At 71.4% G+C, this 23,226-nt stretch carries 25 protein-coding genes; 17 read left to right on the forward strand and 8 right to left on the reverse strand.

Annotated elements, in window-relative coordinates; genetic code table 11:
- The first annotated feature begins 101 nt into the window (after window positions 1-101).
- From AB0I88_RS07605 to AB0I88_RS07625, 5 genes are all read left to right on the forward strand, one after another.
- Window positions 102-701, forward strand: coding sequence for a TetR/AcrR family transcriptional regulator (locus AB0I88_RS07605; RefSeq protein WP_361019779.1), 600 nt, complete (start codon window positions 102-104; stop codon window positions 699-701).
- Window positions 702-819: 118 nt separating this feature from the next.
- On the forward strand, window positions 820-1,182 hold the full coding sequence (locus AB0I88_RS07610; protein ID WP_361019782.1) for an Atu4866 domain-containing protein: 363 nt from the start codon (window positions 820-822) through the stop codon (window positions 1,180-1,182).
- A gap of 41 nt (window positions 1,183-1,223) precedes the next feature.
- Entirely contained in the window at window positions 1,224-1,850 is a 627-nt protein-coding gene (pnuC, locus tag AB0I88_RS07615) for a nicotinamide riboside transporter PnuC (RefSeq protein ID WP_361019785.1), read from the forward strand.
- Window positions 1,847-2,944, forward strand: a complete 1,098-nt coding sequence (locus tag AB0I88_RS07620) for an AAA family ATPase (RefSeq protein WP_361019788.1) — start codon at window positions 1,847-1,849, stop codon at window positions 2,942-2,944. The genes pnuC and AB0I88_RS07620 overlap by 4 nt, the downstream gene beginning before the upstream one ends.
- 26 nt (window positions 2,945-2,970) lie before the next feature.
- Complete coding sequence (locus AB0I88_RS07625; protein ID WP_361019791.1) at window positions 2,971-3,531, forward strand: hypothetical protein; 561 nt, start codon at window positions 2,971-2,973, stop codon at window positions 3,529-3,531.
- A 6-nt stretch (window positions 3,532-3,537) separates the two neighbouring features.
- Here the strand turns inward: AB0I88_RS07625 and AB0I88_RS07630 are convergent, their stop codons facing one another.
- Complete coding sequence (locus AB0I88_RS07630; RefSeq protein ID WP_361019794.1) at window positions 3,538-4,014, reverse strand: cysteine dioxygenase family protein; 477 nt, start codon at window positions 4,012-4,014, stop codon at window positions 3,538-3,540.
- A 333-nt stretch (window positions 4,015-4,347) separates the two neighbouring features.
- Here AB0I88_RS07630 and AB0I88_RS07635 point away from each other — a divergent pair, with 333 nt between their 5' ends.
- From AB0I88_RS07635 to AB0I88_RS07650, 4 genes are all read left to right on the forward strand, one after another.
- Window positions 4,348-5,436 (forward strand): neprosin family prolyl endopeptidase, encoded by a 1,089-nt coding sequence (locus AB0I88_RS07635; protein WP_361019797.1) that lies wholly within the window; start codon window positions 4,348-4,350, stop codon window positions 5,434-5,436.
- Between the two features lie 147 nt (window positions 5,437-5,583).
- Complete coding sequence (locus AB0I88_RS07640) at window positions 5,584-6,105, forward strand: sigma-70 family RNA polymerase sigma factor (RefSeq protein ID WP_043522849.1); 522 nt, start codon at window positions 5,584-5,586, stop codon at window positions 6,103-6,105.
- 64 nt (window positions 6,106-6,169) lie between these two features.
- On the forward strand, window positions 6,170-6,892 hold the full coding sequence (locus AB0I88_RS07645) for a zf-HC2 domain-containing protein (protein WP_361019801.1): 723 nt from the start codon (window positions 6,170-6,172) through the stop codon (window positions 6,890-6,892).
- Window positions 6,893-6,932: 40 nt separating this feature from the next.
- Window positions 6,933-7,955, forward strand: a complete 1,023-nt coding sequence (locus AB0I88_RS07650; protein WP_361019804.1) for a S66 peptidase family protein — start codon at window positions 6,933-6,935, stop codon at window positions 7,953-7,955.
- Here AB0I88_RS07650 and AB0I88_RS07655 read toward each other — a convergent pair.
- On the reverse strand, window positions 7,952-8,437 hold the full coding sequence (locus tag AB0I88_RS07655; RefSeq protein ID WP_361019807.1) for a response regulator transcription factor: 486 nt from the start codon (window positions 8,435-8,437) through the stop codon (window positions 7,952-7,954). The two genes, AB0I88_RS07650 and AB0I88_RS07655, sit on opposite strands and share 4 nt — an antisense overlap.
- A gap of 85 nt (window positions 8,438-8,522) precedes the next feature.
- Here AB0I88_RS07655 and AB0I88_RS07660 point away from each other — a divergent pair, with 85 nt between their 5' ends.
- A complete protein-coding gene (locus tag AB0I88_RS07660) occupies window positions 8,523-9,536 on the forward strand; it encodes an NADPH:quinone reductase (protein ID WP_361019810.1) in 1,014 nt (337 codons plus the stop codon).
- Here AB0I88_RS07660 and AB0I88_RS07665 read toward each other — a convergent pair.
- From AB0I88_RS07665 to pseB, 6 genes are read right to left on the reverse strand one after another with little or no spacing between them, the layout of a single operon-like run.
- Window positions 9,514-10,518, reverse strand: coding sequence for a spore coat protein (locus AB0I88_RS07665; protein ID WP_361019813.1), 1,005 nt, complete (start codon window positions 10,516-10,518; stop codon window positions 9,514-9,516). The two genes, AB0I88_RS07660 and AB0I88_RS07665, sit on opposite strands and share 23 nt — an antisense overlap.
- Window positions 10,518-11,243: a glycosyltransferase family protein gene (locus AB0I88_RS07670; protein ID WP_361019816.1), complete on the reverse strand. Its 726-nt coding sequence runs from the start codon at window positions 11,241-11,243 to the stop codon at window positions 10,518-10,520. The genes AB0I88_RS07665 and AB0I88_RS07670 overlap by 1 nt, the downstream gene beginning before the upstream one ends.
- Window positions 11,240-12,730, reverse strand: coding sequence for a hypothetical protein (locus AB0I88_RS07675; RefSeq protein WP_361019950.1), 1,491 nt, complete (start codon window positions 12,728-12,730; stop codon window positions 11,240-11,242). The genes AB0I88_RS07670 and AB0I88_RS07675 overlap by 4 nt, the downstream gene beginning before the upstream one ends.
- A 5-nt stretch (window positions 12,731-12,735) precedes the next feature.
- A complete protein-coding gene (locus AB0I88_RS07680) occupies window positions 12,736-13,545 on the reverse strand; it encodes a hypothetical protein (protein WP_361019819.1) in 810 nt (269 codons plus the stop codon).
- Window positions 13,546-13,548: 3 nt separating this feature from the next.
- Window positions 13,549-14,673: a DegT/DnrJ/EryC1/StrS family aminotransferase gene (locus tag AB0I88_RS07685; protein WP_361019822.1), complete on the reverse strand. Its 1,125-nt coding sequence runs from the start codon at window positions 14,671-14,673 to the stop codon at window positions 13,549-13,551.
- Window positions 14,673-15,653 carry a UDP-N-acetylglucosamine 4,6-dehydratase (inverting) gene (pseB, locus tag AB0I88_RS07690; protein WP_361019825.1) on the reverse strand — a complete coding sequence of 327 codons (981 nt, stop codon included), beginning with the start codon at window positions 15,651-15,653 and terminating at the stop codon, window positions 14,673-14,675. The genes AB0I88_RS07685 and pseB overlap by 1 nt, the downstream gene beginning before the upstream one ends.
- A 187-nt stretch (window positions 15,654-15,840) precedes the next feature.
- Between pseB and AB0I88_RS07695 the strand changes: the two genes are divergently transcribed.
- The 7 genes from AB0I88_RS07695 (at window position 15,841) to AB0I88_RS07725 (ending at window position 23,226) form a co-directional block, all read left to right on the forward strand.
- The gene (locus AB0I88_RS07695) at window positions 15,841-16,083 is read left to right on the forward strand and encodes an acyl carrier protein (RefSeq protein ID WP_360985289.1); all 243 of its coding nucleotides are present in this window, start codon (window positions 15,841-15,843) and stop codon (window positions 16,081-16,083) included.
- Complete coding sequence (locus tag AB0I88_RS07700) at window positions 16,080-16,811, forward strand: SDR family NAD(P)-dependent oxidoreductase (protein WP_361019827.1); 732 nt, start codon at window positions 16,080-16,082, stop codon at window positions 16,809-16,811. Before AB0I88_RS07695 ends, AB0I88_RS07700 begins: the two co-directional genes overlap by 4 nt.
- Complete coding sequence (locus AB0I88_RS07705) at window positions 16,808-18,028, forward strand: AMP-binding protein (protein WP_361019830.1); 1,221 nt, start codon at window positions 16,808-16,810, stop codon at window positions 18,026-18,028. Before AB0I88_RS07700 ends, AB0I88_RS07705 begins: the two co-directional genes overlap by 4 nt.
- Window positions 18,025-19,062, forward strand: coding sequence for an acyl-protein synthetase (locus AB0I88_RS07710; RefSeq protein WP_361019833.1), 1,038 nt, complete (start codon window positions 18,025-18,027; stop codon window positions 19,060-19,062). Before AB0I88_RS07705 ends, AB0I88_RS07710 begins: the two co-directional genes overlap by 4 nt.
- Window positions 19,059-20,240, forward strand: coding sequence for an acyl-CoA reductase (locus AB0I88_RS07715; protein WP_361019836.1), 1,182 nt, complete (start codon window positions 19,059-19,061; stop codon window positions 20,238-20,240). The genes AB0I88_RS07710 and AB0I88_RS07715 overlap by 4 nt, the downstream gene beginning before the upstream one ends.
- Before the next feature lie 42 nt (window positions 20,241-20,282).
- On the forward strand, window positions 20,283-21,845 hold the full coding sequence (locus AB0I88_RS07720) for a M1 family metallopeptidase (protein ID WP_361019839.1): 1,563 nt from the start codon (window positions 20,283-20,285) through the stop codon (window positions 21,843-21,845).
- Between the two features lie 76 nt (window positions 21,846-21,921).
- Window positions 21,922-23,226 carry a sensor histidine kinase gene (locus AB0I88_RS07725; protein WP_361019842.1) on the forward strand — a complete coding sequence of 435 codons (1,305 nt, stop codon included), beginning with the start codon at window positions 21,922-21,924 and terminating at the stop codon, window positions 23,224-23,226.

The raw sequence follows: 23,226 nt of genomic DNA on the forward strand, positions 1-23,226 counted from the left end.
CCCGCGGCAGCCGATGGAACGGGTTCGTATCGACGTGGCTGTGACGGTAGCTGACCAATCGGCGGAACGCAACCGTTACGTCGTAGCGTTATAGTGACCGTGTGGCGACAAACAAGCGCGCACCAGCCGGAGCGGCGGTGCTCCGAGGCGACATCACCGTGGCGATCCGTAAGGCCGTCATGAGTGAGCTGGCAGAGGTCGGTTACGGCCGTCTCTCCATCGAAGCGGTGGCCCGCCGTGCCGGAGTCGGCAAGACGGCGATCTACCGTCGATGGAGCAACAAACTCGAGATGGTAATGGAGATAGTCTCGGATGTCGCGGAGCGGAAGGTTCCACTTCCCGACACCGGAAGTTTCTCCGGAGACCTCCAGCTCCTCCTGATGATCGTGAGCACGGCGCTCCAGCACCGGATCGCGTCCCAGATCATCCCCGACCTGATGGCCGAGGCGGCCCGCAACCCGCAGATCGCCGAGACCCTGCAACGGGCCCTCCGGACCCACCAGCAGGCCGTCGGCGAGAAACTGATCGGGCAGGCGGTGACCCGCGGCGAGCTGCCCGAGGGCACCGACCCGGAGATGGCGGTGGACATGATCCTGGGGCCGCTCTACTGGCGGCTGGCCGTGGCCCGGCAGCCGATCGGCGAGGACTACCTGGAGAAGTTCACGACGGCGGTGACCGCCGCGCTGCGCGCCACCGGCTGACCGGCAACCGGGCGCACACCGGATCGCTCCCCATCGCAACTCAGCGAACCCAGCGACGCGGGCCGTGAGTGCCGACCGGAGAGGCTGACCCCGACCAGACCCCTCCGGAGCCGGCGACATGACCTCTCCCTGTGACGCACCCGTCGACTTCACCGTCCTCGACGCCGTCTCGCTGCTCGCCATCGCGATGGGCGGCTCGGCGAACCCGCAAGCCAGATCCGGTGTGCCCCGGCGCCCGGTGGTGACCAGCGCCTCAGTGGCGGGCGCCTGGCGCAGCACCGACGGCGGGGTCCGGTTGCGCCTGCGCGCCGACGGCACGTACGCCGGTGAGGTGACCGGCCGGCGCCGGCCGGTCCGCGGCACCTACCGGATCGACGGCGAGTCGTTGCTGCTCCGGGACGACACCGGGCTGCAGACGGCGGTCACCGTGTACGAGGGCGAGCTGGAGATGGCCGGCCACCGCCTGCGCCCGGCCGGCTGACCGGTTTCCCTTCCGGCTGCCCGGGAGTGATGCTGTTCGCCATGATCGAATGGTTGAACAGCCCGGCGCTGGTGGCGTTCGGCGTCCCGACGTCCTGGGCCGAGGTGCTCGGTTTCCTGACCGGGCTGGTGAATGTCGGCCTGCTGGTCCGGCGGCACATCCTCAACTGGCCGCTCGGCATCCTCAACGTCCTGCTGCTGATGGTCGTCTTCTGGTCGGCGGGCCTGTACGCCGACGCCGGCCTGCAGATCGTCTACGTGGTCCTCGGCTTCTACGGCTGGTGGGCCTGGCTCTACGGCGGCCAGGACCGGACCGCCCTGGAGGTCCGCTCCACCACCCGTTCCGAGTGGATCGGGCTGGCCGTGGCCGGGACGCTGCTCACCGCCGCCCTCTGGCTCTTCCTGGACCGGCTCACCGGCTCCACGGTCCCGCTGGCCGACGCGCTCACCACGGCACTGTCGCTGCTCGCCACCTACGGCCAGACCCGCAAGCTGGTGGAGAGCTGGTGGATCTGGATCGTCGCCGACCTGATCTACATCCCGCTCTACGGCTACAAGGACCTGTGGCTCACCGCGATCCTGTACGTGGCCTTCCTGATCCTCTGCGTGTTCGGGCTGCGCTCGTGGCGGGCGGCGCTGCGGGTACGGACGGGACCGGTCCCGGCATGAGGTACCGGCACGGGCTGATCGTCGGGAAGTTCTACCCGCCGCACGAGGGCCACCACGCGCTCATCGACGCCGCGGCGGCCGCCTGCGAGCGGGTCACCGTGGTGGTGGCGCCGTCCTCGGGGGAGAGCATCCCGCTGGACGACCGGGTCGCCTGGCTGCGGGCGGAGCACGGGCCGGCCGTACGGTTCGCCGGCGTCCACGACGACCACCCGGTCGACTACGCCGACCCGGCGGTGTGGGAGCTGCACATGGCGGTCTTCCGGGCGGCGGCCGGGGCGGACCGGGTGGACGCGGTGTTCTCGTCGGAGGCGTACGGGGCCGAGCTGGCCCGGCGCTTCCACGCCGAGGCGGTGCTGGTCGACCCGGACCGGCTCCGGGTGCCGGTCTCCGGCACGGCGGTCCGCGCCGATCCGGTGGCGCACTGGGACCGGCTGCGGGCCGGGGCCCGGGGCGGCCTGGCCCGGCGGGTGATCGTGGTGGGCGCCGAGTCGACCGGCACCACCACCATGGCCCGCGCCCTGGCCCGGCACTACCGCACCCGCGGCGGCGTCTGGGCGGGCACCCGCTGGGTCCCCGAGTTCGGCCGCGAGCTCACCGAGCGCAAGCTCGCCGCGCTGCGGGCGGACCGGCCGGAGGCCACCGTCTTCGACGTGACCTGGGACCGGGCGGACTTCGTGACGGTCGCCACCGAGCAGAGTGCCGCCGAGGACGCGGCAGCCCGCGCCGGCTCGCCGGTGGTCTTCGGCGACACGGACGCGTTCGCCACCACGATCTGGGAGGAACGCTACCTGGGCAGCGCCTCGGCCGCGGTGCGGGAACTGGTCCGGGCACCCGACCTGTACCTGCTGACCGACTGCGCGGGCGTGCCGTTCGACGACGACGGGCTGCGCGACGGCGAGCATCTGCGGCAGTGGATGACCGGGCGGTTCCGGGCCGGACTGGCCGCCGGCGGCACACCCTGGGTGGAGCTCACCGGGCCGTACGGGCATCGCCTGCGCACCGCGATCCGGGCCGTCGACGGGCTGCTCGCCCGGGGCTGGCGGTTCACCGAGCCGATCCGCCCTAAAACCTCGGTGGCCGCCGCCGATCAGTAGGGGACCTCGACCGGAAGGACGGCCCCGTGCGGCACACCAGGATCGCGATCGCGCTGGCGGCGACCTCGCTGGCGCTCGGCGGCTGCGCCGCGCTCGGCCTCGGCGAGAAGACCGCGGCGACCGGGACCGCCGCACAGGAGGGCAAGCCGTGGCTGCGCGTGGAGGAGGGCGAGGCGACCCCGTCCCCGGCGGTCAAGAAGGGCAAGGCCACCGCGACGCCGGAGGTCTCGCTCTCCGCTCCCGCACCCGACCCGAGCTGTACGAAGCTCTGGCAGCGGACCGACCCGGCGCTGATCCCGGTCGAGGTGACCCCGGGCCCCGGTTCCCTGACGGTCGACTGGCCCACCCAGTTCGGCTCGGGCTACCGGGTGGCGGCGGTGCCGCAGGCGCTGGTGACCGGCCCGCAGCCGGAGCCGGAGTGGCAGGAGGTGGGCCCGGGCAAGGGGTGCACGATGAGCACCACGCTCACCGGGCTGACCCCGGGCGCGGCCTACATCGTCTGGCTGGACGCGCCGGACACCGGCCGCCGGCTGGACGGCGCCCGCAATCTGTACAGCGGCCGGTCCGGCGTGGTCTACCCCGAGTAGCGACGGTCACCACTGAGCGCCGGCCCGCTCCACGGTCAGGACCTCCAGGCCGGACGGGCCGAGCCGGTACTTCGTCATGCTGGTCAGCGCCGGGCCGTAGACGTGCACGCTGACCGCCGGCGTGATGCCGTTGTTGATGATCCGGTGGATGTGGTGGCCGCCGAACCGGCGGCCCGCACCCTCGCCCAGCTCCCGGGAGACGATCCGCGGCCTGCCGCCGGTGGTCGACACGGTGTCCTCGGTGAGGTCGCCGCCGTGCACGAGGAACGCGCCGGCCGAGCCGCCGTGGTCGTGGATCTCGGTGCCCTGTCCGGGCAGCCAGGTGAGCAGCCAGACCTCGTGGTCGCCGGCCACCGCGAGCCGGTGGTACCAGCGGTCCAGCGGATTGAAACGGGGCGCCACGGCCCAGTCGTGCGCGGTGGCGGAGTACCACTGCGCGATGGCGAGATGGTCGGACACGGCAGCCTCCCGGTAGGCATACATAACCTATAGATCTAATAGGTTTACCACATGATCGTCACCGGATTGCGGCGGATCCGCCGGAGGTCTCCGACCCGAAAGAGGCTTGGTCAGCTTTGCCTCTTTCGAGCCGTGGTGCGAAAAGCTGCTGTCGGCAACCATCTGGCCACGCTGCGTCCAAGTTTTCGGCCGGTCTGTCACCAGATCGGCCTACCCCTATCGGCCATTCCGGCGAAATCCGCTGCTCAGACGGTCCCTGCCCAATCGAGATGGCTATATGGTGACCAGCGCCGCCGAGAACCGGTTGCCGGAGGCCGTCGTACAAGCCTCCGATGCCCCGACACCGAGGACGGACACGTGTCCAAGTCACGCCGCGGACTGCTCGCCGCCGGCCTAACCGCAGCCGTGATCGGCTCCATCGGAGTCGCCTCGACCATCAACGCGGGTGCGGAGCAGATCCCGGAGAGCACGGTCCCCGCGGTGGCGCCGGCCGACCCGGGACCGGCGGACGGCGCGGCGCAGGCCGGCCCCCCGGCCGAGCAGGCCCCGCCCACCAACCTGCCGTGGGGGCAGCGGCCCAAGAAGCTGCAGACCGGGCGTGACGGCGCCAGCAGCCGCTCCCTCAAGGCCGCCGGCCTGGACGCGGCCGCCCCCGACGTGACCGGTGAGGAGGCCGAGGAGGAGTACGCGCCGAAGGGCCGCTCCTCGCGCGCCGGAGTGCTGAGGACCGAGCGGACCGACGTGGTCCCGCCGGAGCCGCCGAGCCCCACGCCGACCGCCACCGCGGGCAAGCCGACCGTCCACTTTCTCTACAACGTCGGATCCCAGGCCGCGGTCTCCGACGGGGCGTACGCGAACCTGACGATCAGCAAGCCGGTGCTGGGCCGCTCCGACTACCACACGCTCGCCGAACTGGCCGTGCAGTCCGCCGACGGCGCCCAGATCGTCGAGGTCGGGTGGAACGTGGACCGGGTGGTCAACGGCGACGACGACCCGCACCTGTTCGTCTACCACTGGGTGAACCGGCAGTCGACCTGCTACAACGGCTGCGGCTTCGTCCCGTACAGCAAGAACATCCGGCCCGGCGACACGCTGCCGCAGGACACCACGAAACGGTTCGGCATCCAGTACTTCAACGGGGCCTGGTGGATCGCCTACGACACCGAGTGGGTCGGCTACTTCCCGTCCACGCTGTGGCCCGACGCGGACTTCTCCAAGACCGGGCTGGTGCAGGTCTTCGGCGAGGTGGCCGCCGCCACCGCCGCCCCGTGCACCCAGATGGGCAACGGCAAGGCCGGCAACGACACCACGGCGGCCCGGGTCGGCAGTCTGACCTACCTGAACGGGCCCACCGTGGACATGCACATCCGCAGCACCAGCGACCTCTACGCGGTCACCAGGTTGAGCGCCCGGACGTTCCGGTACGGCGGCCCCGGAGCCTGCTGACCTGGATCTTCATGATCGATGCCCGGTACCCGAAAGGGTGCCGGGCATCGACGTTTTTCAGGTTTACGGGGCGGTCCTTGAACCGGTCCACATGCCACGATGTACACCGAGGTGGCCGGGCCGAACCCGAGGGGAGAGCTGGCGCCGATGAAGCGACGGGTGAGCCCCGACGAGCAACTGATGACCGCGCTCTACACCGAACACTATGCCGTCTTGATCAACTTTGTCTCCCGTTACGTGTCGGACCGGCACAAGGCGGAGGACCTGGTTCAGGAGACGCTGCTGCGAGCCTGGAAGCACATCGACCACCTCGACCCCGAACCGGGACGGACCAGGTCGTACCTGCTCACCATCGCCCGCAACGTGGTGACCAACGCCTGGCGGGCCGAACAGCGCCGCCCGAAACTGGTCGCCGACGAGAACGCGGTCAACTCGGTGCCGTCGGCGGACAATGTCGATCAGATGGTGGAAGGCTGGCTGGTGGCGGAGGCTCTGGAACGCCTTTCGCCGGAACACCGGGCGGTCATTCAGGCGATGTATTACGAGGGGCAGAGCGTGGCGGACGCGGCACGGAAACTGTCGGTGCCGGAGGGCACCGTCAAATCCCGGGCCTACTACGCCGTACGCGCGCTGCGCACCGTCTTCGAGGAGATGGGGATGTTGCGATGAGCGAGCTCACGATCAGGCTCGACGCGGAGACTCCTGCCCTCCCGGACCGAAGCGGAGGGACGTCATGAGCGACTTGGACGAGCACGGCGCTCTGCATCGTCTGCTGGGCGGATATCTCCTGGGCGGTCTCGACGAGGCGGACACCGACCGGCTCGACGAACATCTGCACGACTGCGCGGAGTGCCGGGCCGAACTCGACCGCCTGTCGCCCGTACCGGAAATGCTGCAGAGTCTGCCGGACGCGCGGCACCTGGGTGGCGGCGCGGCGCTCGCGGTCTCCCCGGCCGCGCGGCCGAGCCCGCAGAACATCGAGAACCTGCTCGGCCGGATGCGGCAGGAGAAGTACAAGGAGACCCGGGTGAACCGGGTGCGGTGGCTGGCCGCCGCCTCGGTCACGCTGATCGCGGCCGCCGCGATCGGCTACGGGATCATGACCAACACCGGAGAGGCCGGCGGGCCGGGACCGGAGGCGCTGCCCAGCGTGCAGCTGATCAGCGCGCAGTTCCAGCCTGCGCCCGGCAGTGGGCTGACCGGCAAGGCGGCGATCACCCCGAAGAAGTGGGGTGTCGAGGTGTCGCTCGATGTGAGCCGGATGTCCGGCAACGGGCCGTTCCTGTGCCTGGTGCGCACCAGGAGTGGCGGCACCGAGCAGGCCGCCGCCTGGGGCGACACCCTGGACGGCGAGGCCAAGCTGACCGGGGCGAGCTCGGTGAAGGCGGCCGAGGTGGACGCCATCCTGATCACCGACCGGGACGGGAAGGTACTGGGCACGGCGACCGTGGCGTGACACAGCGAAACCGGTTGCCGGGGTGGGTTGAATGAGAGTCATGAAACTCCGCCCCGGCGACCGCGTCGCCGTCGTCTCGCCCTCGTTCGCCGCGCCGGCTCTCTTCCCGGCGATCCACGAGCAGGCCATGCGCCGGCTACGTGACGAGTTCGGCCTGGAGCCGGTCGAATACCCGACCACCCGCCGGTTCGGCGCCTCCCCGGAGGAGCGGGCCGCCGACCTGACCGCGGCGTGGGCCGACCCGTCGATCCGGGCCGTCATGGCCACCGTCGGCGGCGACGACCAGATCACCGTGCTGCGGCATCTCGACCCGGCCGTCTTCCAGGCCGATCCGAAACCGTTCCTCGGCTTCTCGGACAACACGAACCTGCTGAACTGGCTGTGGTTCCACGGAATCCCGGCCTATCACGGCGGTTCGACCCAGGTGCACCTCGGCGTCGGCGGCGCAGTCGACCCGGTGCACGCGGCCTCGCTGCGGGCCGCCCTGTTCGAGAAGACGGATCTGGAGATCGAGCCGCTCGCCGAGATCCGGGAGGAGGAGATCAGCTGGGAGGACCCGCGTTCACTGACCGAGCAGGTACCCGCGACGCCGAGCCCCGGCCGCGAGTGGCACCGGGCGGACCGGGTGGTGAGCGGGCCGACGTGGGGCGGCTGCCTGGAGATCCTGCACTGGAACCTCGCCGCCGGACGCTGGATCCACCCGCCCGAGCGGTACGCCGGAGCGATCCTGCTGCTGGAGACGTCCGAGGAGATGCCCTCCGGCGAGGAGGTGTTCCGGATGCTCCGCAACGCCGGCGAGCGCGGCCTGCTGGAACAGTTCCCGGCCGTGCTGGTGGCGACCGCGAAGGCCAGCGTCTTCTCGGCGCCACGGCCGCCGGCGGAGCGCGAGAAGTACCGCGCCGAGCAGCGTGAGGCGGTGCTCAAGGCGCTCGGCGCGTACCACCCGGAGGCCATGGTCGTCTTCGGTGTGGACTTCGGGCACACCGCACCACAGTGGGTGCTGCCGTACGGCGGGCGCGTCACGGTGGACGGCCCGAACCGCCGGATCATCGCCCACTACTAGGCGGTGTGCCGGACGGCCTCCGTCCGGTCCGCCGGCGCGGTCGCCGGTGTCATGGCCTGACGTGCGGCGATCATGGCCGCCCGGGCCGCCGCCGCCGACCGGGCCGCGGCGCTGGGCCGGGTCCGCATCAGCGCCTCCAACCGGGCCGTCAACTGGGCCCGGCTGAACGGTTTGGCCAGGAAGTCGTCGGCGCCGGCGTGCAGAGCCGTCATGATCTGATGGCGGTGCACGTCGGCGCTGACCACCATGATCGGCAGGGATTCGGTCTCCGGGGCGTTGCGGATGAGTCGGCACAACTCGATGCCGGAGACCCCGGGCATCCGGACATCGATCAGGGCCGCGTCGATGCCGCCCTCGGCCAGGCGGGCCAGCGCCGCGGTGGAGTCGCCGACGGTGACTACCTCGTACCCCAGCCGGTGCAGCGCTAACGTCAACAATTCGCGGTGGTCGACCTCGTCGTCGGCTATCAGAACGGTGGGCACGGGAACCTCCCGGGACGTGTCGGGCTGCCGCTACTCCTGTTCGGCAACCGAGAGGAACGGCTGAGTGCCAAATAGGGTGGGACACATGCGCGCTGCCGTCTTCCACGAACCAGGACCCGCTTCCGCCCTCCGGCTCGTCGACCGTGATCTGCCACTGGCCGCCGCCGGGGAGGTCCGCGTCCGGATCGTGCTCTCGGCGGTGAACCCCACCGACACCGGCACCCGGGCCGGCCGTGGCGTCCCGGACGGGGTGGCGCCACCGCGGGTGCCGAACCAGGACGGCGCCGGTGTCGTCGACGCGCTCGGCGAGGGCGTCCGCGATTTCGAGCCGGGCGACCGGGTGTGGGTGTGGGACGCCGGATACGGCCGGGCGAACGGCACCGCCCAGGAGTACGTGGTGCTGCCCCGGCGCCAGGTGGTCCGGATGAACGACGACATCCCGTTCGAGGTCGGCGCCGACCTGGGCATTCCGGCGCTCACCGCGCACCGCTGCCTCACCCTGGCCGCCGACGGCCCGGCCCGGCTGGGACCCGGCGCGCTGGCCGGCCGGACCGTGCTGGTCGCCGGCGGCGCCGGCGCGGTCGGCAACGCGGCCATCCAGTTGGCGAAATGGGCCGGCGCCACCGTGCTGACCACGGTCAGTTCGAAGGAGAAGGCCGGCCTGGCGCTCGCCGCCGGCGCCGACGCGGTGATCGACTACACCGAGGAGGACGTCGCGGCCCGGATCCGGGAGCTGAGCCCGGCCGGTCCGCACGTGATCGTCGAGGTGAACACGGCCAACCTCGATCTGGACCTCGACGTGATCGCCCCGGGCGGCAACATCGCCGTCTACGTGGCCGGCAAGGTCAGCGTGCCCAGCTTCAAGGCCATGCTGAAGAACGTCAGCCTCGACTTCGTGCTCACCTACACGACGTCACCCGAGCAGAAGGCGAACGCGGTGGCCGCGGTCGCCGAGGCTGCCAACGCGGGCGCCTTCCGGGTCGGCGAGGACGCCGGTCTGCCGATCATCCGGTTCCCGCTGGATCGGGTCGCCGATGCGCACGAGGCCGTCGAGAACCACGCCGTCGGCAAGGTCGTCATCGAGGTGACCGCTCCCTGAGCAGGCTGTCCGCCACCCGCTCGACACCGCGGCCGTCCACCGCCGCCCATCCGCGCACGGCCAGGGCGGTCCGTTCGGCCGGGTTCAGCAGCAGCCGGCGCAACGTGGTGACGGCCTCCCCGCCCAGCTCGCCGAGGCGGCCCAGGCCGGCCGCGTAACCGCGGGCGACGGTCCGTTCGTACCCGAGGATCTGGTTGTCGACGACCCAGACCAGCGCCGCGGCCCGGCCCAGGCAGAGCAGCTCCCAGGTCGACGTGCCGCTCGCGCTGACCACCAGGTCGGCGTCGGCGAGCAACTCGGGCAGGCGGTCGGTCGGCTCGATGACGTGGAAGGTCTGGTCCTCGCCGGGCCGGACCGCGAGCAGTTCGGCGCGCAGGCCGTCGTCGGCGGCGACCACCGTCGCGTCGAACGGCGCCGCGGTCCAGGCGAGCAGCCGCGCCACCTGCGGCGCGGCACGGTAGGCGTCGGTTCCGCCGAAGAACGCGACAACCCTGGGCGTACGCGCATTCGAGTGCACAGGCGCGGAATCCGGCCGCAGCCGCCGCACCGAGGCACGCAGCAGCGCGTAGTCCAGCCCGGCCAGGCGGACGTCCCCGGCGTCGAGGATGGCGTCCAGGTTCTGGTCGACGTAGATGTCCGCCTCCTGGCCGCGCGGATCACCGTCCACGATGGCCAGCACCGTCCGCCCGGTGGCCCGGACCGCCCGGCTGTGCGACGGCGGCAGGGTGTACGAGTCGACCACCAGCGCGTCCAGGCCCAGCCGTTCGACGGCCGCGACCAGGCCCACCTCGTCGTAGGGCGCCGGATGCCAGGGCAGTCCGCGCCGGTCGAGCTGCGCCTCGGCCCAGTCCACCCCGCCCAGGTCGCTGAGGAAGTGCACGTCCACGCCGCGGGCGGTCAGCTCCTCGGCGAGCGCCACACACCGGACGAGGTGGCCCACCCCGGTGAGCGGCCCCGCGTCACACCGGATCCCGATGCTCATCACGATTGCTCGAGCTCCTTCTGGCGGACGTGGGCGTTCAACCCGGCCAGGTCGGGGCGGGTGGTCAGCCAGTCGGCGACGGCGGCGACCGAGATCGGGGCGGCGCCGAAGTGGCCGACAACCGCCTCGATCAGCCGCCAGTCGTCCTCGGTGTCCAGGGTGAGCCGCAGGTGCGACCGGTCCGGCAGCACGGTCAGGCCGATCACGTCGAACTCGGCGGGGTGGGTGTAGACGTACGACGTCACGTGGGTGCGGTGGTGGTCGTACGCCTGCTTGTCGATCTCCTTGAGGACCGCCGCCCGGATCACCTCGACGTCCAGGCCGCGCGGCAGGGTCCGGGTGATCGACGTGGTCAGGTAGTCCGCCCCGGAGGTCTCGAACACCCGGTACGCCCGGGCGACCAGCCGCGGGTCGAGCAGCGGGCAGTCCGCGGTGAAACGCATGACGTGCTCGGCCGACCGGGTCTCCAGCACGCCGAGGAACCGGGTGAGCACGTCGTCGACCGGCCCGCGGTAGCAGTCCACCCCGATCGCCGCGCACTCGGCGGCGACCGCGTCGTCGTCCGGCTCGACCGTGGTCGCCACGACGAGGTCGTCCAGGACGCCGCTCTCCCGGGCGGCGCGGGCCACCCGGTCGAGGACGGTCCGGCCGCCGAGGCGGCGCAGCACCTTGCCGGGCAGCCGGGTGGAGCCCATCCGGGCCTGAATGATGCCGAGCGTCGTCATGTCCTGCCTCTGCTTCGGATGCGGTTGCGGGCCATCCGGGCGATGCCGAGGCCCGCCTTCGCGGCGCGATATCCCAGGGAGCCGCTGAACGCGGCGATCTGCGTCTTGGCGCGGCCCAGTTCGGCCTCGCGTTTGCCGAGTTCCGCCTCGCAGAACCGGATGCGGTCCTCGGCGTCGGCCAGCCTGCGGCGTACCGCATCGAGCTGCTCCTCGTGTTGCCGCCGGACGTCCGGGAACTCGTCGAACGAGGCGGGCGGTGGCGCCGGCCGGGTGGTCAGGCCGGCCGCACCGGCGAGGACGTCGGTGAGCCGCGCCACGTCGGTGACGGCCGGCCACGGGTGGTGGTAGCCGCCGGTCGCCAGCGTGTACGCGAACCAGGCCAGCGCGTCCTCGGAGTCCGGCGCCGACGGGTCCAGCCGGGCGTACCGGTCGCCGTCGACCAGCACGTTGCCGGCGGGCACGGTCGGCAGCTCGGCCATCCAGCCGGTGAGCAGCCGGCGCAGGCCCGGCAGGTCGTGCCGCAGCGCGGCGGTGAGCAGCCGCTCCTCCAGCAGCCGTCCGGACGGCAGCGGCCCGTTCAGTTCCTCCGGACCGTGCAGCACCCGGCGCAGCCAGGCGCCGTCCGGCCCGCCCACCACCTCGCTGATCGACCCGCCCGGCCCGGCGGCCAGTGCCGGCGCGAGCGGGGCGGCCTGGCCCGGGCGGGCGGCGAGCTGGGCGACGGCCAGCCACGCGGGAGCCAGCTCGGCGCCGAGACCGCGGCGCACGGCCGCGGCGGCCAGCCGGCGCGGATCGCTCAGCACGGACCTCTTCCGGTACGCCGGAGCGGCCGCCGCCGACGCCAGGGCTGCCAGCGCGTCGAGTGGCCCGTACCGGAGGGTCTCCGGGGTGGCCAGCAGGGTGGGGTGCTCGGGCAGCGGCCAGACGGCGGCCAGCCCGGTGACCGGCAGTCCTTCGGCACCGAGGACGGCGGCGAGCCGGTCCGGTCGCCCGGGTGCGCTGCCGAACTCGCCGAGCGGGCTCCAGGCGCCGCCGCCGCGGGCCGCCGTGGGCGTGCCCGGGTCGACCAGGCGGTGCACGCCCAGCTCGTTCTCCACGGCGAGCAGCAGAGTGCCGCCGGGACGCAGCACCCGCTTCAGCACTCTGACCGATTCCGCCCAGTCCAGGGCGGAGCCTTCCGGTGAGTGGAGACGCCCGGTGCCGTCCAGGGCGACCACCACGTCGTAGCGGCCGGTGTCGGTGACTTTGGACAGTGTGCCGCAGAGCACCCGCACGTCGCGGGCGTCCACCCGGGCGGCGTCCGGTGCCGAGCGCAGCAGCAGGGTGACCTCGCGGCGGTCGGCCACCGCCCGGACCAGCGCGTCCTCGTGCGGGCCGGCGACCAGCACCCGGACACCGGTGGGCAGGCGCTCGGCCAGGGTCCGGTAGAGCGGGCCGCCGGCCGGTGGGAGCTCCTCGGCGTACTCCGGCATCTCGCCGCCGATCATGGTGATCACGCCGGCCAGCCCAGGACGGCGCGCAGCTCGGCCGGGGAGGCCAGGTGACCGTCGCCGAGCTCGGCGAGCGCGGTGGCCCGGGCCCGCCCCGGATCCGGGTGGGCGCCGTGCAGCTCCGGCCACTCGCGGCGAACCCGTTCGGCGGTCGCGGTGTCCTCGCCGGTCAGGTGCATCGGGTCGCCGTAGACCGCGGGGTCGCAACCGGCCACCGTGCCGTACATGATCGCGGTGCTGAGCCGGTTCGACGCCACCCGGCGGTGCCGGCGCAGCTCGGCGAGTTGTCTGTGCAGGAACCGGGCGTCGGTCCGGTGCCGCATGTAGCCGCGGTAGCCGTGGCAGACGACCCGGCCGGCGCGCTCGTAGACGGCCCGGATCCGGTCGTCGGAGTACTCCTGCCAGTACAGGCAGAACGTGACCGGGCCGGGTTCGGTGGCGGTGATCTCGTCGATCAGCCGCAGGTGGTCGCCGGTGACCCGCTGGCCCTCCCAGCCGTGGAACGGGTACCAGATGGTGCCCTCACGTTCACCGTCCGCCGGACTGTCCGGTTCGGATCTGAGCAGATAGAGGAACGGAGCGCCGATCACGGTGGCCAGCGGGCGGCCCATCGACCAGGCCCGGCGGCGGGTCCGTTCGGACCACACGAAGATCGCCGAGCCGGGCGCGTACGGCGTACCCGCCCCCAGCCCGTCCACCACGTTCCAGCCGTGCTGGAGGTAGCCGTCGATCCGGGGCGGGTCGTCCGGGTCCAGCCCGCAGTAGGCGGCGAGCACCTGGGCGTGCCCGTAGAAGTGGTTCCCGTGGTGCACCCGCTAGCTCCCGAGGATGCCGCGCAGCGCCTCGACCACACGGTCCTGGTCGCTGTCGGTGAGGTCGGCGAAGAGTGGCAGGGACAGTTCCTCGGCGTAGAAGGTCTCGGCCACCGGGCACATGCCCCGCCGGTAGCCGAGGTCCTCGAACACCGGGTGCCAGTAGACCGGGATGTAGTTGACCTGGACTCCGATGCCGGCGGCGCGCAGCCGGTCGTAGACTTCCCGCCTGCGGCCGTCCAGTACGCGTACCGGATAAAGGTGTCGAATCGGGTCCACTTCGGTTCGCCGTGCCGGAAGACGCAGGCCGGGGACGTCGGCGAGCAGCTCGTCGTAGCGTGCCGTGAGGCGCGCGCGGCGGGCCTTGAACTCGGCGAGCCGGCGCAGCTGGGCCGAACCGAGCGCACAGAGCACGTCCGGCAGCCGGTAGTTGAGCCCGAACTCGTGCACCTCGTAGTGCCAGCCGCCCTCGTCGGGCCGGCGCAGCCGCCGCGGATCCCGGATCGACCCGACGGTACGGAAGTCCCGCACCCGCTCCAGCAGTTCCGGACGGGTCGAGGCGACCGCCCCGCCCTCACCGGTGGTGAGGTTCTTGGTCGGGAAGAACGAGAACGTGGTCAGATCGGCGAGCGTGCCGACCGGCCGCCCCCGGTACGCCGACCCGATCGAGTGCGCCGCGTCACCGAGCAGGAACGCCCCGGCGCTGTCGGTGATCTTGCGGAGCCGGTCGTAGTCGGCCGGCACACCGGCGTAGTCGACCGCCGAGATCACCCTGGTCCGCGACGTGACCGCGGCCTCGACGGCGACCGGGTCGAGGTTCGCGGTGTCCTCCTCGACGTCGGCGAAGACCACCGTCGCGCCGAGCAGGGCCGCGCTCGACGCGGTGGCCACGAACGTCATCGGCGTGGTGATCACCTCGTCGCCGGCGGTCAGCCCGGTCGCCGCGTAGGCCGCGTGCAGCGCCGTCGTCCCGTTGGTCACGGTGACGCACGGGGCACCGGCGACCTCGGCGAGCTCCGCCTCGAACGCGGCCACCCGCGGCCCGGTGGTGAGCCAGTCGCTGCCCAGCGCCGCGACGACCGCCGCCACGTCGGCGGCGTCGATCGACTGTCGTCCGTACGGCAGCATCACTTCTCCGCGAGCAGGTCGCGCATCTCGTCGACCGAGAGCCAGAGATCGTTGTTGTCCGAGCGGTAGTTGAAGCCGTCGGCCACCTCCTCGCCGCCCTCCGGGGTCTGGTAGCCCCAGCTCGCGACGACCGGCTGCACCACGTACCGGTCCTTGAAGCGCAGTGTGCGGCGGCTGTCGTCGGCGGCGATCATCTCCTCGTGCAGCTTCTCGCCGGGCCGCATGCCCATCTCGTGGGTGGGCGTGCCGGGGGCGACCGCCTCGACCAGGTCCATGATCCGCATGCTCGGGATCCGCGGCACGTACAGTTCGCCGCCCTGCATCACGTCGAACGAGTCGACGACGAACCGCACCGCCTGCTCCAGGGTGATCCAGAACCGGGTCATCCGCTTGTCGGTGATCGGCAGGCTCCTGCCCTCGGCGGCCAGCTTCCGGAAGAACGGCACCACCGAGCCCCGGCTGCCCATCACGTTGCCGTAGCGGACCACGGCCAGCCGGGTCGGGTGGGTGGCGGCGTAGTGGTTGCCGGCGATCACGATCTTGTCGGCGGCCAGCTTGGTGGCGCCGTACAGGTTGATCGGGCTGGACGCCTTGTCGGTGGAGAGCGCCACCACCTTCTTGACCTCGGCGTTGATGGCCGCGTCGATGACGTTCTGGGTGCCGTTGATGTTCGTGGCGACGAACTCCGACGGGTTGTACTCAGCGGTGTCGACCTGCTTGAGGGCGGCCGCGTGTACCACGTGGTCGATCCCGTGCATGGCCCGGGCGAGACGCTTCTCGTCCCGGATGTCGCCGATGAAGAAGCGCAGCCGCGGGTCGTCGCCGAACATCTGGCGGACCTCGTACTGCTTCAGTTCGTCGCGGGAGAACACCACGATCCGGTGCGGGTCGAGGTGGGTCAGCGCGTACCTGAGGAATTCCTTGCCGAAGGAACCGGTGGAGCCGGTGACAAGGATCGAGGAGCCGGCGATTTCAGACAAGGTTTTCTCCGGGGGATGAGCGACAGGCCGGTACGAGGCGGAAGCATAACCAGCTCGGACCGCATTTCCAGGAGAGCGGGAAAACGCCAAACTCAGTTCATTTCCAGTTCAGCCGGGATTGGTCGGAGCGACCGGGAAACTGCGGATGGTTGGTCTCCTCTGAACATCCCCACCTTGGAGTTGTACCGTGACTGAGCTGCAGAGACTACGTGAGGCGTTTCGGACCGCCCTCGATCTTCCGGCGGACGCGCCCGTGGACGACCTGCGCTACCAGGACAACGAGAAGTGGGATTCCCTGGCGCACATGTCGCTGGTCGCGACGATCGAAGATGAATTCTCGGTAATGATCGACACCGACGATGTCATCAATATGTCCAGCTTTGCCGAGGCCGTGCGAATCCTCGGTAAATACGGGGTGGACGTCAAGTGAGAGCCGCCCTGGTCACCGGGGCGTCCCGCGGGATCGGCCGGGCCACCGCGCACCGGCTCGCCGAACAGGGGTACGGCCTGGTCCTGCACGGCCACGGCGCGGCCGGCGTGGAGAAGGCCGCGGCCGAACTGTCCGCCGGGTTCGGGGTCACCGTCGTGCACGCGGCCGGTGACATCGCCGACCCGGCGACCAGCAGGGCCCTGGCCCGGCTCGCCTTCGAGACGTTCAAGCGGCTGGACGCCCTGGTCGTCAACGCCGGAACGCACGCCGCCGGAATGCTCGGCATGACCGCCGACGACACGATCGAACGGCTCTTCGCGGTGAACGCGGCCGGCGCCGTACACACCCTGCAGAACGCGGTCCGGCTGCTGGCCCGCGGCGAGCACCCGGCCGTGGTGCTGACCGCCTCGATCACCGGCACCCACGGCGTCGCCGGGCAGGCCGTCTACGCCGCCTCCAAGGCCGCCGTCGCCGGGCTCACCAGGTCCGCCGCCAAGGAACTCGGGCCGCGCGGCATCCGGGTCAACGCGGTGGCGCCCGGCTTCATCGCCACCGACATGCTGGACACCCTGGACGAGGCCGGCCGCGCCGAACGGATCGCGGACACCCCCCTCGGCCGGCTCGGCACCGCCGAGGACGTGGCCGACGTGATCGCCTTCCTGCTCTCCGAGCGGGCCCGGTTCGTCACCGGCCAGGTCATCGGGGTCGACGGAGGTCTGACACGGTGAACCTGCTCCACCCCCGCGCCCGGGTCGTCGACGCGGCCACCGGCGAGACACTGACCCCGGCCATGATCGACGCGGCGGCCGCGACGCTGCCGTCCGGCCCGCTCGTGCTGCCGATGCCGGCGACCGTGTCCGCGGTGGCCACCTACCTCGCCGCGCTGCGGCACGGCGTACCGGTTCTCCCGCTCGACCCGGACATCGACCCGGCCCTGCTGCGCGCGCGGTACACCACCACCGACGTGCACCCGGACCTCGCGCTGCTGCTCACCACCAGCGGATCCACCGGCGACCCGAAACTCGTCCGGCTCTCCCGGTCGGCGGTGCTGGCCAACGCCGAACAGGTCGCCGACAGCCTCGGCGTCACCTCCGACGACGTCGCCGTCACCACGTTGCCGCTGTTCTACTCGTACGGGCTGTCGGTGCTGCACTCGCATCTGCTGCGCGGGGCGACCGTGGTGCTGGAACGCACCGGCATCATGCGCAAGGACTTCTGGACCGCGGTGGACGAGCACCGGGTCACCTCGCTGGCGTTCGTCCCGTCCCAGTACGAGATGCTGCGACGGCTGCGCTTCGACCCGGCGAGACACCCGTCCGTGCGTACCCTCACACAGGCCGGCGGCCGGTTGCGGACCGATCTGGTCTCCGATTTCGCGGCCCGGATGGACGCCGTCGGCGGCCGTCTCTTCGTGATGTACGGGCAGACCGAGGCCGCGCCCCGGATGGCCTGCCTGCCGCCGGACCGTCTCGCCGGCAAGCTCGGCTCGGTCGGCCGGGCGATGCCCGGCGGCGCCTTCACCATCGAGGACGGCGAGGTCGTCTACCGCGGGCCCAACGTCATGATGGGGTACGCGGAGAGCGCCGCCGACCTGGGCCGGGGCGACGACCAGGGCGGCGTCCTGCGTACCGGTGATCTGGGCCGGCTCGACGACGAGGGCTTCCTGTACATCACCGGCCGGCTCAAACGGATGGGCAAGGTCTTCGGCGTCCGGATCAACCTGGACGACGTGGAGCGGCAGTTCCCGGTCGCGGCCGTGGCCGGCGACGACCGGCTGCACGTCTTCGCCGTGGGCGTCTCCGCCGACGAGGCCCGGACGCTGCGCACCAAGATCGCCGATTGGCTGGGAGCCCACTTCACCGGAGTCGACGTGCGCCCGATCGACGTGCTGCCGCTGCTGCCCAACGGCAAGACCGACTACCGGGCGCTGGAGGCGTCGTTGTGAGTGTCTTCACCCTGTCCCAGTCCGCGCGCGAGAAGGTCCTGCTACCCGCGCTGGAGGATCTGGTCGCGCACCATCGTGAGCGTTGCGCCCCCTACGACCGGATCCTCGCCGCCAGTGGTTTCACGTCGGCCGCGTCCGTGGCCGACCTGCCCTGGCTGCCCGTCCGGCTCTTCAAGACGCTGGAGTTGAAGAGCGTCCCGGACGACGAGGTCTTCAAGGTGCTGACCTCCAGCGGCACCACCGGCGACGTCAGCCGGATCTACCTGGACAAGGCTGCCGCAGCGACCCAGACCCGGCAGCTCGGCGCGACCCTGCAGACCGTGCTCGGCCCGAAACGCCTGCCGATGATCATCGTCGACACCAAGTCGATCCTGAAGGACCGCCGATCGTTCAGCGCCCGCGGCGCCGGCGTGCTCGGCATGGCCACCTTCGGCCGCGACCACGTCTGGGCGCTCGACGCCGACGGCGCCGTCGACCTGGACGGCCTGCGCGGGTTCCTCGCCGAACACGGTGACCAGCCGTTCCTGATCTTCGGGTTCACCTACCTGGTCTGGCTGCACCTCTACGAGATCGCACTGGCGCACGGCCTGGATCTCGGCAACGGTATACTCATCCACTCCGGTGGATGGAAGAAGCTGATCGATCAGGCCGTCTCGCCGGAGGAGTTCCGCGACAGGCTGGGCCGGGTCGGACTCACCCGGATCCACAACTTCTACGGCATGGTCGAGCAGATCGGGACGATCTTTCTTGAAGGCCCGGACGGTGGTTCGCTGTACTGCCCCGACTTCGCGGACGTCGTGGTTCGCGACCCGCAGACCTGGGCGGAGCTCCCGCCCGGCGAACCGGGCCTCCTGGAGGTCGTGAGCACCCTTCCCACCTCGTACCCCGGGCACGTGCTGCTCACCGAGGACCTCGGTGTGGTGCACGGCATCGACGACGGCGCCTGGCCCGGCAAACGCTTCTCGGTGCTCGGCCGGCTGCCCCGCGCCGAGGCCCGGGGCTGCTCGGACACGTATCGGAGCGCTGGATCATGAAGTTCAGGTTCGGAGCCGAGGGCGACCTCACCGCCCCCTCGGACGACCGGCTCGCCGTCGGTGACCCGCGCGTCGTCGACTTCCTCGGGGCGCTGGCCCGGCGGCTGCTCGCCCCCGCCGTGGCCCGCCGCTTCCCGGAACTCGGGTCGCTCGGCTACTTCCTGCGCCCCGCCGAACTCTCCCGCGCGGTCACCGCCATGCGGCGCCCGGACGCGCTGGTCTTCCCCCGGGGCAACGTCTTCCACCTGCCACCGGCCAACGTGGACACCATCTTCGTCTACTCGTGGGCGCTGTCGGCGCTGGCCGGCAACCACAACGTGGTCCGGATCTCGTCGCGTTCGGCGGGCGCGGCCGAGGCCGTCCTGGAGGCGCTCGACGCGGTCGACGGCGACCCGGTGATCAGGCGGACCCAGCGGATGGTCACCTACGGCTACGACGACGCGGTCACGGCCGCCCTCAGCCGGTGGTGCGACCTGCGGGTCATCTGGGGTGGGGACGCCGCCGTCGACGCCATCCGCAAGCATCCGCTGCGGCCGGCGGCACGCGATCTGACCTTCCCGGACCGTACGTCCTGGGCGGTGCTGTCGGTGCCCGGCTGGCGGGCCGCCGACCCGGCCGCCCGGCGCGCCGCGGTGACCGGGTTCGCCAACGACGCGTACTGGTTCGACCAGGCCGCCTGCTCGTCGCCACGGACCGTGTTCCTGGTCGGCGGGGGCGATCCGGCCGACGTCCGGGCCGAGTTCCTGGAGCTGCTGCTCGACGTGGTGCAGCGGCGCGGCTGGACGGTCGACGCGGCGATGGCGGTGGAGAAGCGGGTCCACGCGTACGGGCTGGCCGCCACCGGCGCCGCCACGGCACTGGACTTCCCGGACAACCGGGTGACCGCGGTGACCCTGGCCGGCGCCGAGCGGGCGCCCCGGCGGTGGATCGGCGCGGGCGCGTTCCCGTTCGCCCGGGTGGATTCGCTGCTCGACCTGGTGCCGGCGATGAACCGGCAGGACCAGACGGTCAGCCACTTCGGGTTCACCCCGGCCGAGTTGCACGCCTTCGCGGCCGAGCTGGGCGGGCGCGGTGTGGACCGGATCGTCCCGTTCGGCTCGGCGCTCACCTTCGGCGCCGTCTGGGACGGTTACGACCTGCCCAAAGAATTCACTCGGCTCACTGTGATCCAGCCGTAAGGCCATTGATCGACGTTGCGCCGGGGGCGTACCGTCCCGTCCATGTCCAAGATTATCAAAAGCCGGCTGACGGGGGTGCTGGCCGCGAGCACGGCCGTGCTGGTCGGCATCGCCGGGAGTGTCACGCCCGCGTCCGCGGCCGCGAGCGCCACCCCCGGCTCGGCGGGCCTCGGTGACCGGCTCTATCCGCTGCTCGGCAACGGTGGCTACGACGTCACGAACTACAACCTGCGGCTCAAACACCCGGCGAAGAGCCCGGCGCAGACCATCAACGGCAGCGTCACGATCAACGCGGTGGCGACGCAGAGCCTCTCCCGGTTCAACCTCGACTTCGCCGGCAACAGCGTCGGCTCGGTGTTCGTGAACGGCAAGGCCGCCACGTTCAGCCGGTCCGGCGAGGAACTGGTGATCACGCCGTCGGCGTACCTGCCGAAGGGCAAGGGCTTCCTGGTCACCGTCAACGACTTCACCGCCACCCCGGTCTCGGCCACCAGCGGCGAGCCGGAGGGCTTCATCGCGACCAAGGACGGCACGGTGCTCGCCGGCCAGCCGGACGCGTCGCACAACCTCTTCCCGAGCAACGACCACCCGCGGGACAAGGCGACCTACACCATCGCGGTGACCGTCCCGTCCGGCTGGAAGGGCGTGGCCAGCGGCAAGCACCTGAAGACGTCCACCGCGGGCGGCTACACCACCTCGGTCTACCGCGAGGCCAAGCCGATGGCCACCGAGCTCGCCCAGGTGGTCGCCGGTGACTTCGTGGTCTACAACCGCAAGGCCGTCGACGGGGTGCAGATCCGCGACGTCGTCCCCCACCGGCTGGCCGGCAAGCTGCTCGCCAAGGCCAAGGTCGAGCGCGCCCAGATGACCTGGATGACGAAGCGGGTCGGCAAGTACCCGTTCGAGAACTACGGTTCGCTGGTCATCGAGGCGAACCTCGGTTTCGCGCTGGAGACCCAGACCCTGTCGCTCTACGACACCAGCCTGTTCGGTGCTCCGGCGTACGTCCTGAACCCGATCATGGTGCACGAGCTGGCGCACCAGTGGTTCGGCAACAGCGTGTCGCCGAAGTCCTGGAGCGACGTGTGGCAGAACGAGGGCCACGCCACCTGGTACGAGCTGCTCTACGCGGCCGACACCAAGGCCTTGAAGAAGTACACCGGCTTCACCAGCCTGGACGCCTACTTCAAGTCCGTCTACCAGGCCGGTGACATGCTGCGCGCCGAGTACGGCCCGGTGGCCCGCCCGAAGGGCTCGAAGTCGGTGTGGGACGTCTTCAACCCGAACGTGTACGCCGGTGGCGCGCTCGTCCTCTACGCCCTCAAGCAGAAGATCGGCGCCAAGAAGTTCGCCAAGCTGGAGCGCGAGTGGGTCCGCAAGTACCGCGGCAAGTCGGCCTCGACCCAGGACTTCATCGCCCTCGCCTCGAAGGTGTCCGGCAAGAACCTCAAGCCGTTCCTGACCAAGTGGCTGTACGGCAAGAAGACCCCGGCCATGCCCGGTCACAGCAGCTGGAAGGTCGCGTCGGCCTCGGCGGCGTCGACCGCGGCCGCGGCTGACACGTTCATCGTGCCGCTGCGCGAACACATGGCCGACCACCACTGAGGTCGGGTTATCCCTACCTTCTGAGCGGCGGTCTGCGGGATCGCACGGGAGGGCGCCGATGCCTAGCGTTTACGGCATGACGACGACATACGCCGGTGCGGCGCCCACCCTCAGCCCATCCCGGCGTTACCTGCGCCAGCTGGGCATCGACACCCAGTACGTGCTGATCGGCTTCCCGATCGGGCTGATGACCGTGGTCGTCGGCCTCGCCGGATTCGGCGTCGGCGCCGGCACCGTGATCATCTGGGTGGGTCTCCCGATCCTGGTCGCCACGCTCATGTTGTGCCGTGGTTTCGCCGTGGTGGAGCGGGCCAGGATCGGGGCGGTGCTGAACCGGAAGGTGCCGCACCCGGTCTACCGCAGCGGCCGCGACCAGGGCGGGCTGCGGCGGATGCTCGTCTCGCTGTCCGACGGGCAGTCGTGGCTGGACCTGCTGCACGCGATCTTCCGTTTCATCCCCAGCACCCTGGCGTTCTCCTTCACCCTCACCTGGTGGGCCGGGGCGATCGGCGGCCTCACCTGGCCGCTGTACGGCTGGACGCTCCCGTCCGGCCCGGACAACCAGGACCTGCCGGAGATCCTGGGCCTGGCCGACACGTACCTCAACCGGTCGATGTTCTACCTGGCCCTGGGCGTCTTCTTCGCCGGCACCCTGTACTGGGTGGTCCGCGGATGTGCGCTGATGGAGGCGTACTTCGCGAAGGGCCTGCTGAACGGCGTGCACGAGCTGCGCGAGCAGGTGACCGCCGCCGAGGAGGCCCGCGACCTGGCCCAGCGGCAGAAGGCGGCGGCCGTCTCCGCCGAGGCGGTGGCCCTGCGCAGACTGGAGCGCGACATCCACGACGGCCCGCAGCAGCGACTGGTCCGTCTCGCCATGGACCTGGGCCGTGCCGAGCAGCAGTTCGCCGACGACCCGGAGCGGGCCCGCGCCATCGTGGCCGAGGCCCTGAGCCAGACCCGCGAGACGCTGGACGAGCTGCGCGCCCTGTCCCGTGGCATCGCCCCGCCGATCCTGGTGGACCGCGGCCTGCGGGCGGCGCTGACCGCGCTGGCCGGCCGGTGCACCGTGCCGGTGGATCTGGACGCGCCGCCGATCGACCGGCTCGACCCGGCCGTCGAGTCGACCGCCTACTTCGTGGTGGCCGAGGCGCTCACCAACGTCGCCAAACACAGCCACGCCAACGAGGTGCAGGTCAGCGTCCAGCGGATCGCCACCGGCCTGATCGTCACGATCAGCGACGACGGGGTGGGCGGGGCGAGCCTGGCCAAGGGTCACGGCCTGGCCGGGCTGGACGACCGGGTCCGGGCCGCCGGGGGAGTGCTCTCGGTGGACAGCCCGGAAGGCGAGGGCACACGGCTCACGGCGGCCCTGCCGATCTGA

It is taken from the genome of Actinoplanes sp. NPDC049802, from assembly GCF_040656595.1.
GTDB lineage: Bacteria > Actinomycetota > Actinomycetes > Mycobacteriales > Micromonosporaceae > Actinoplanes.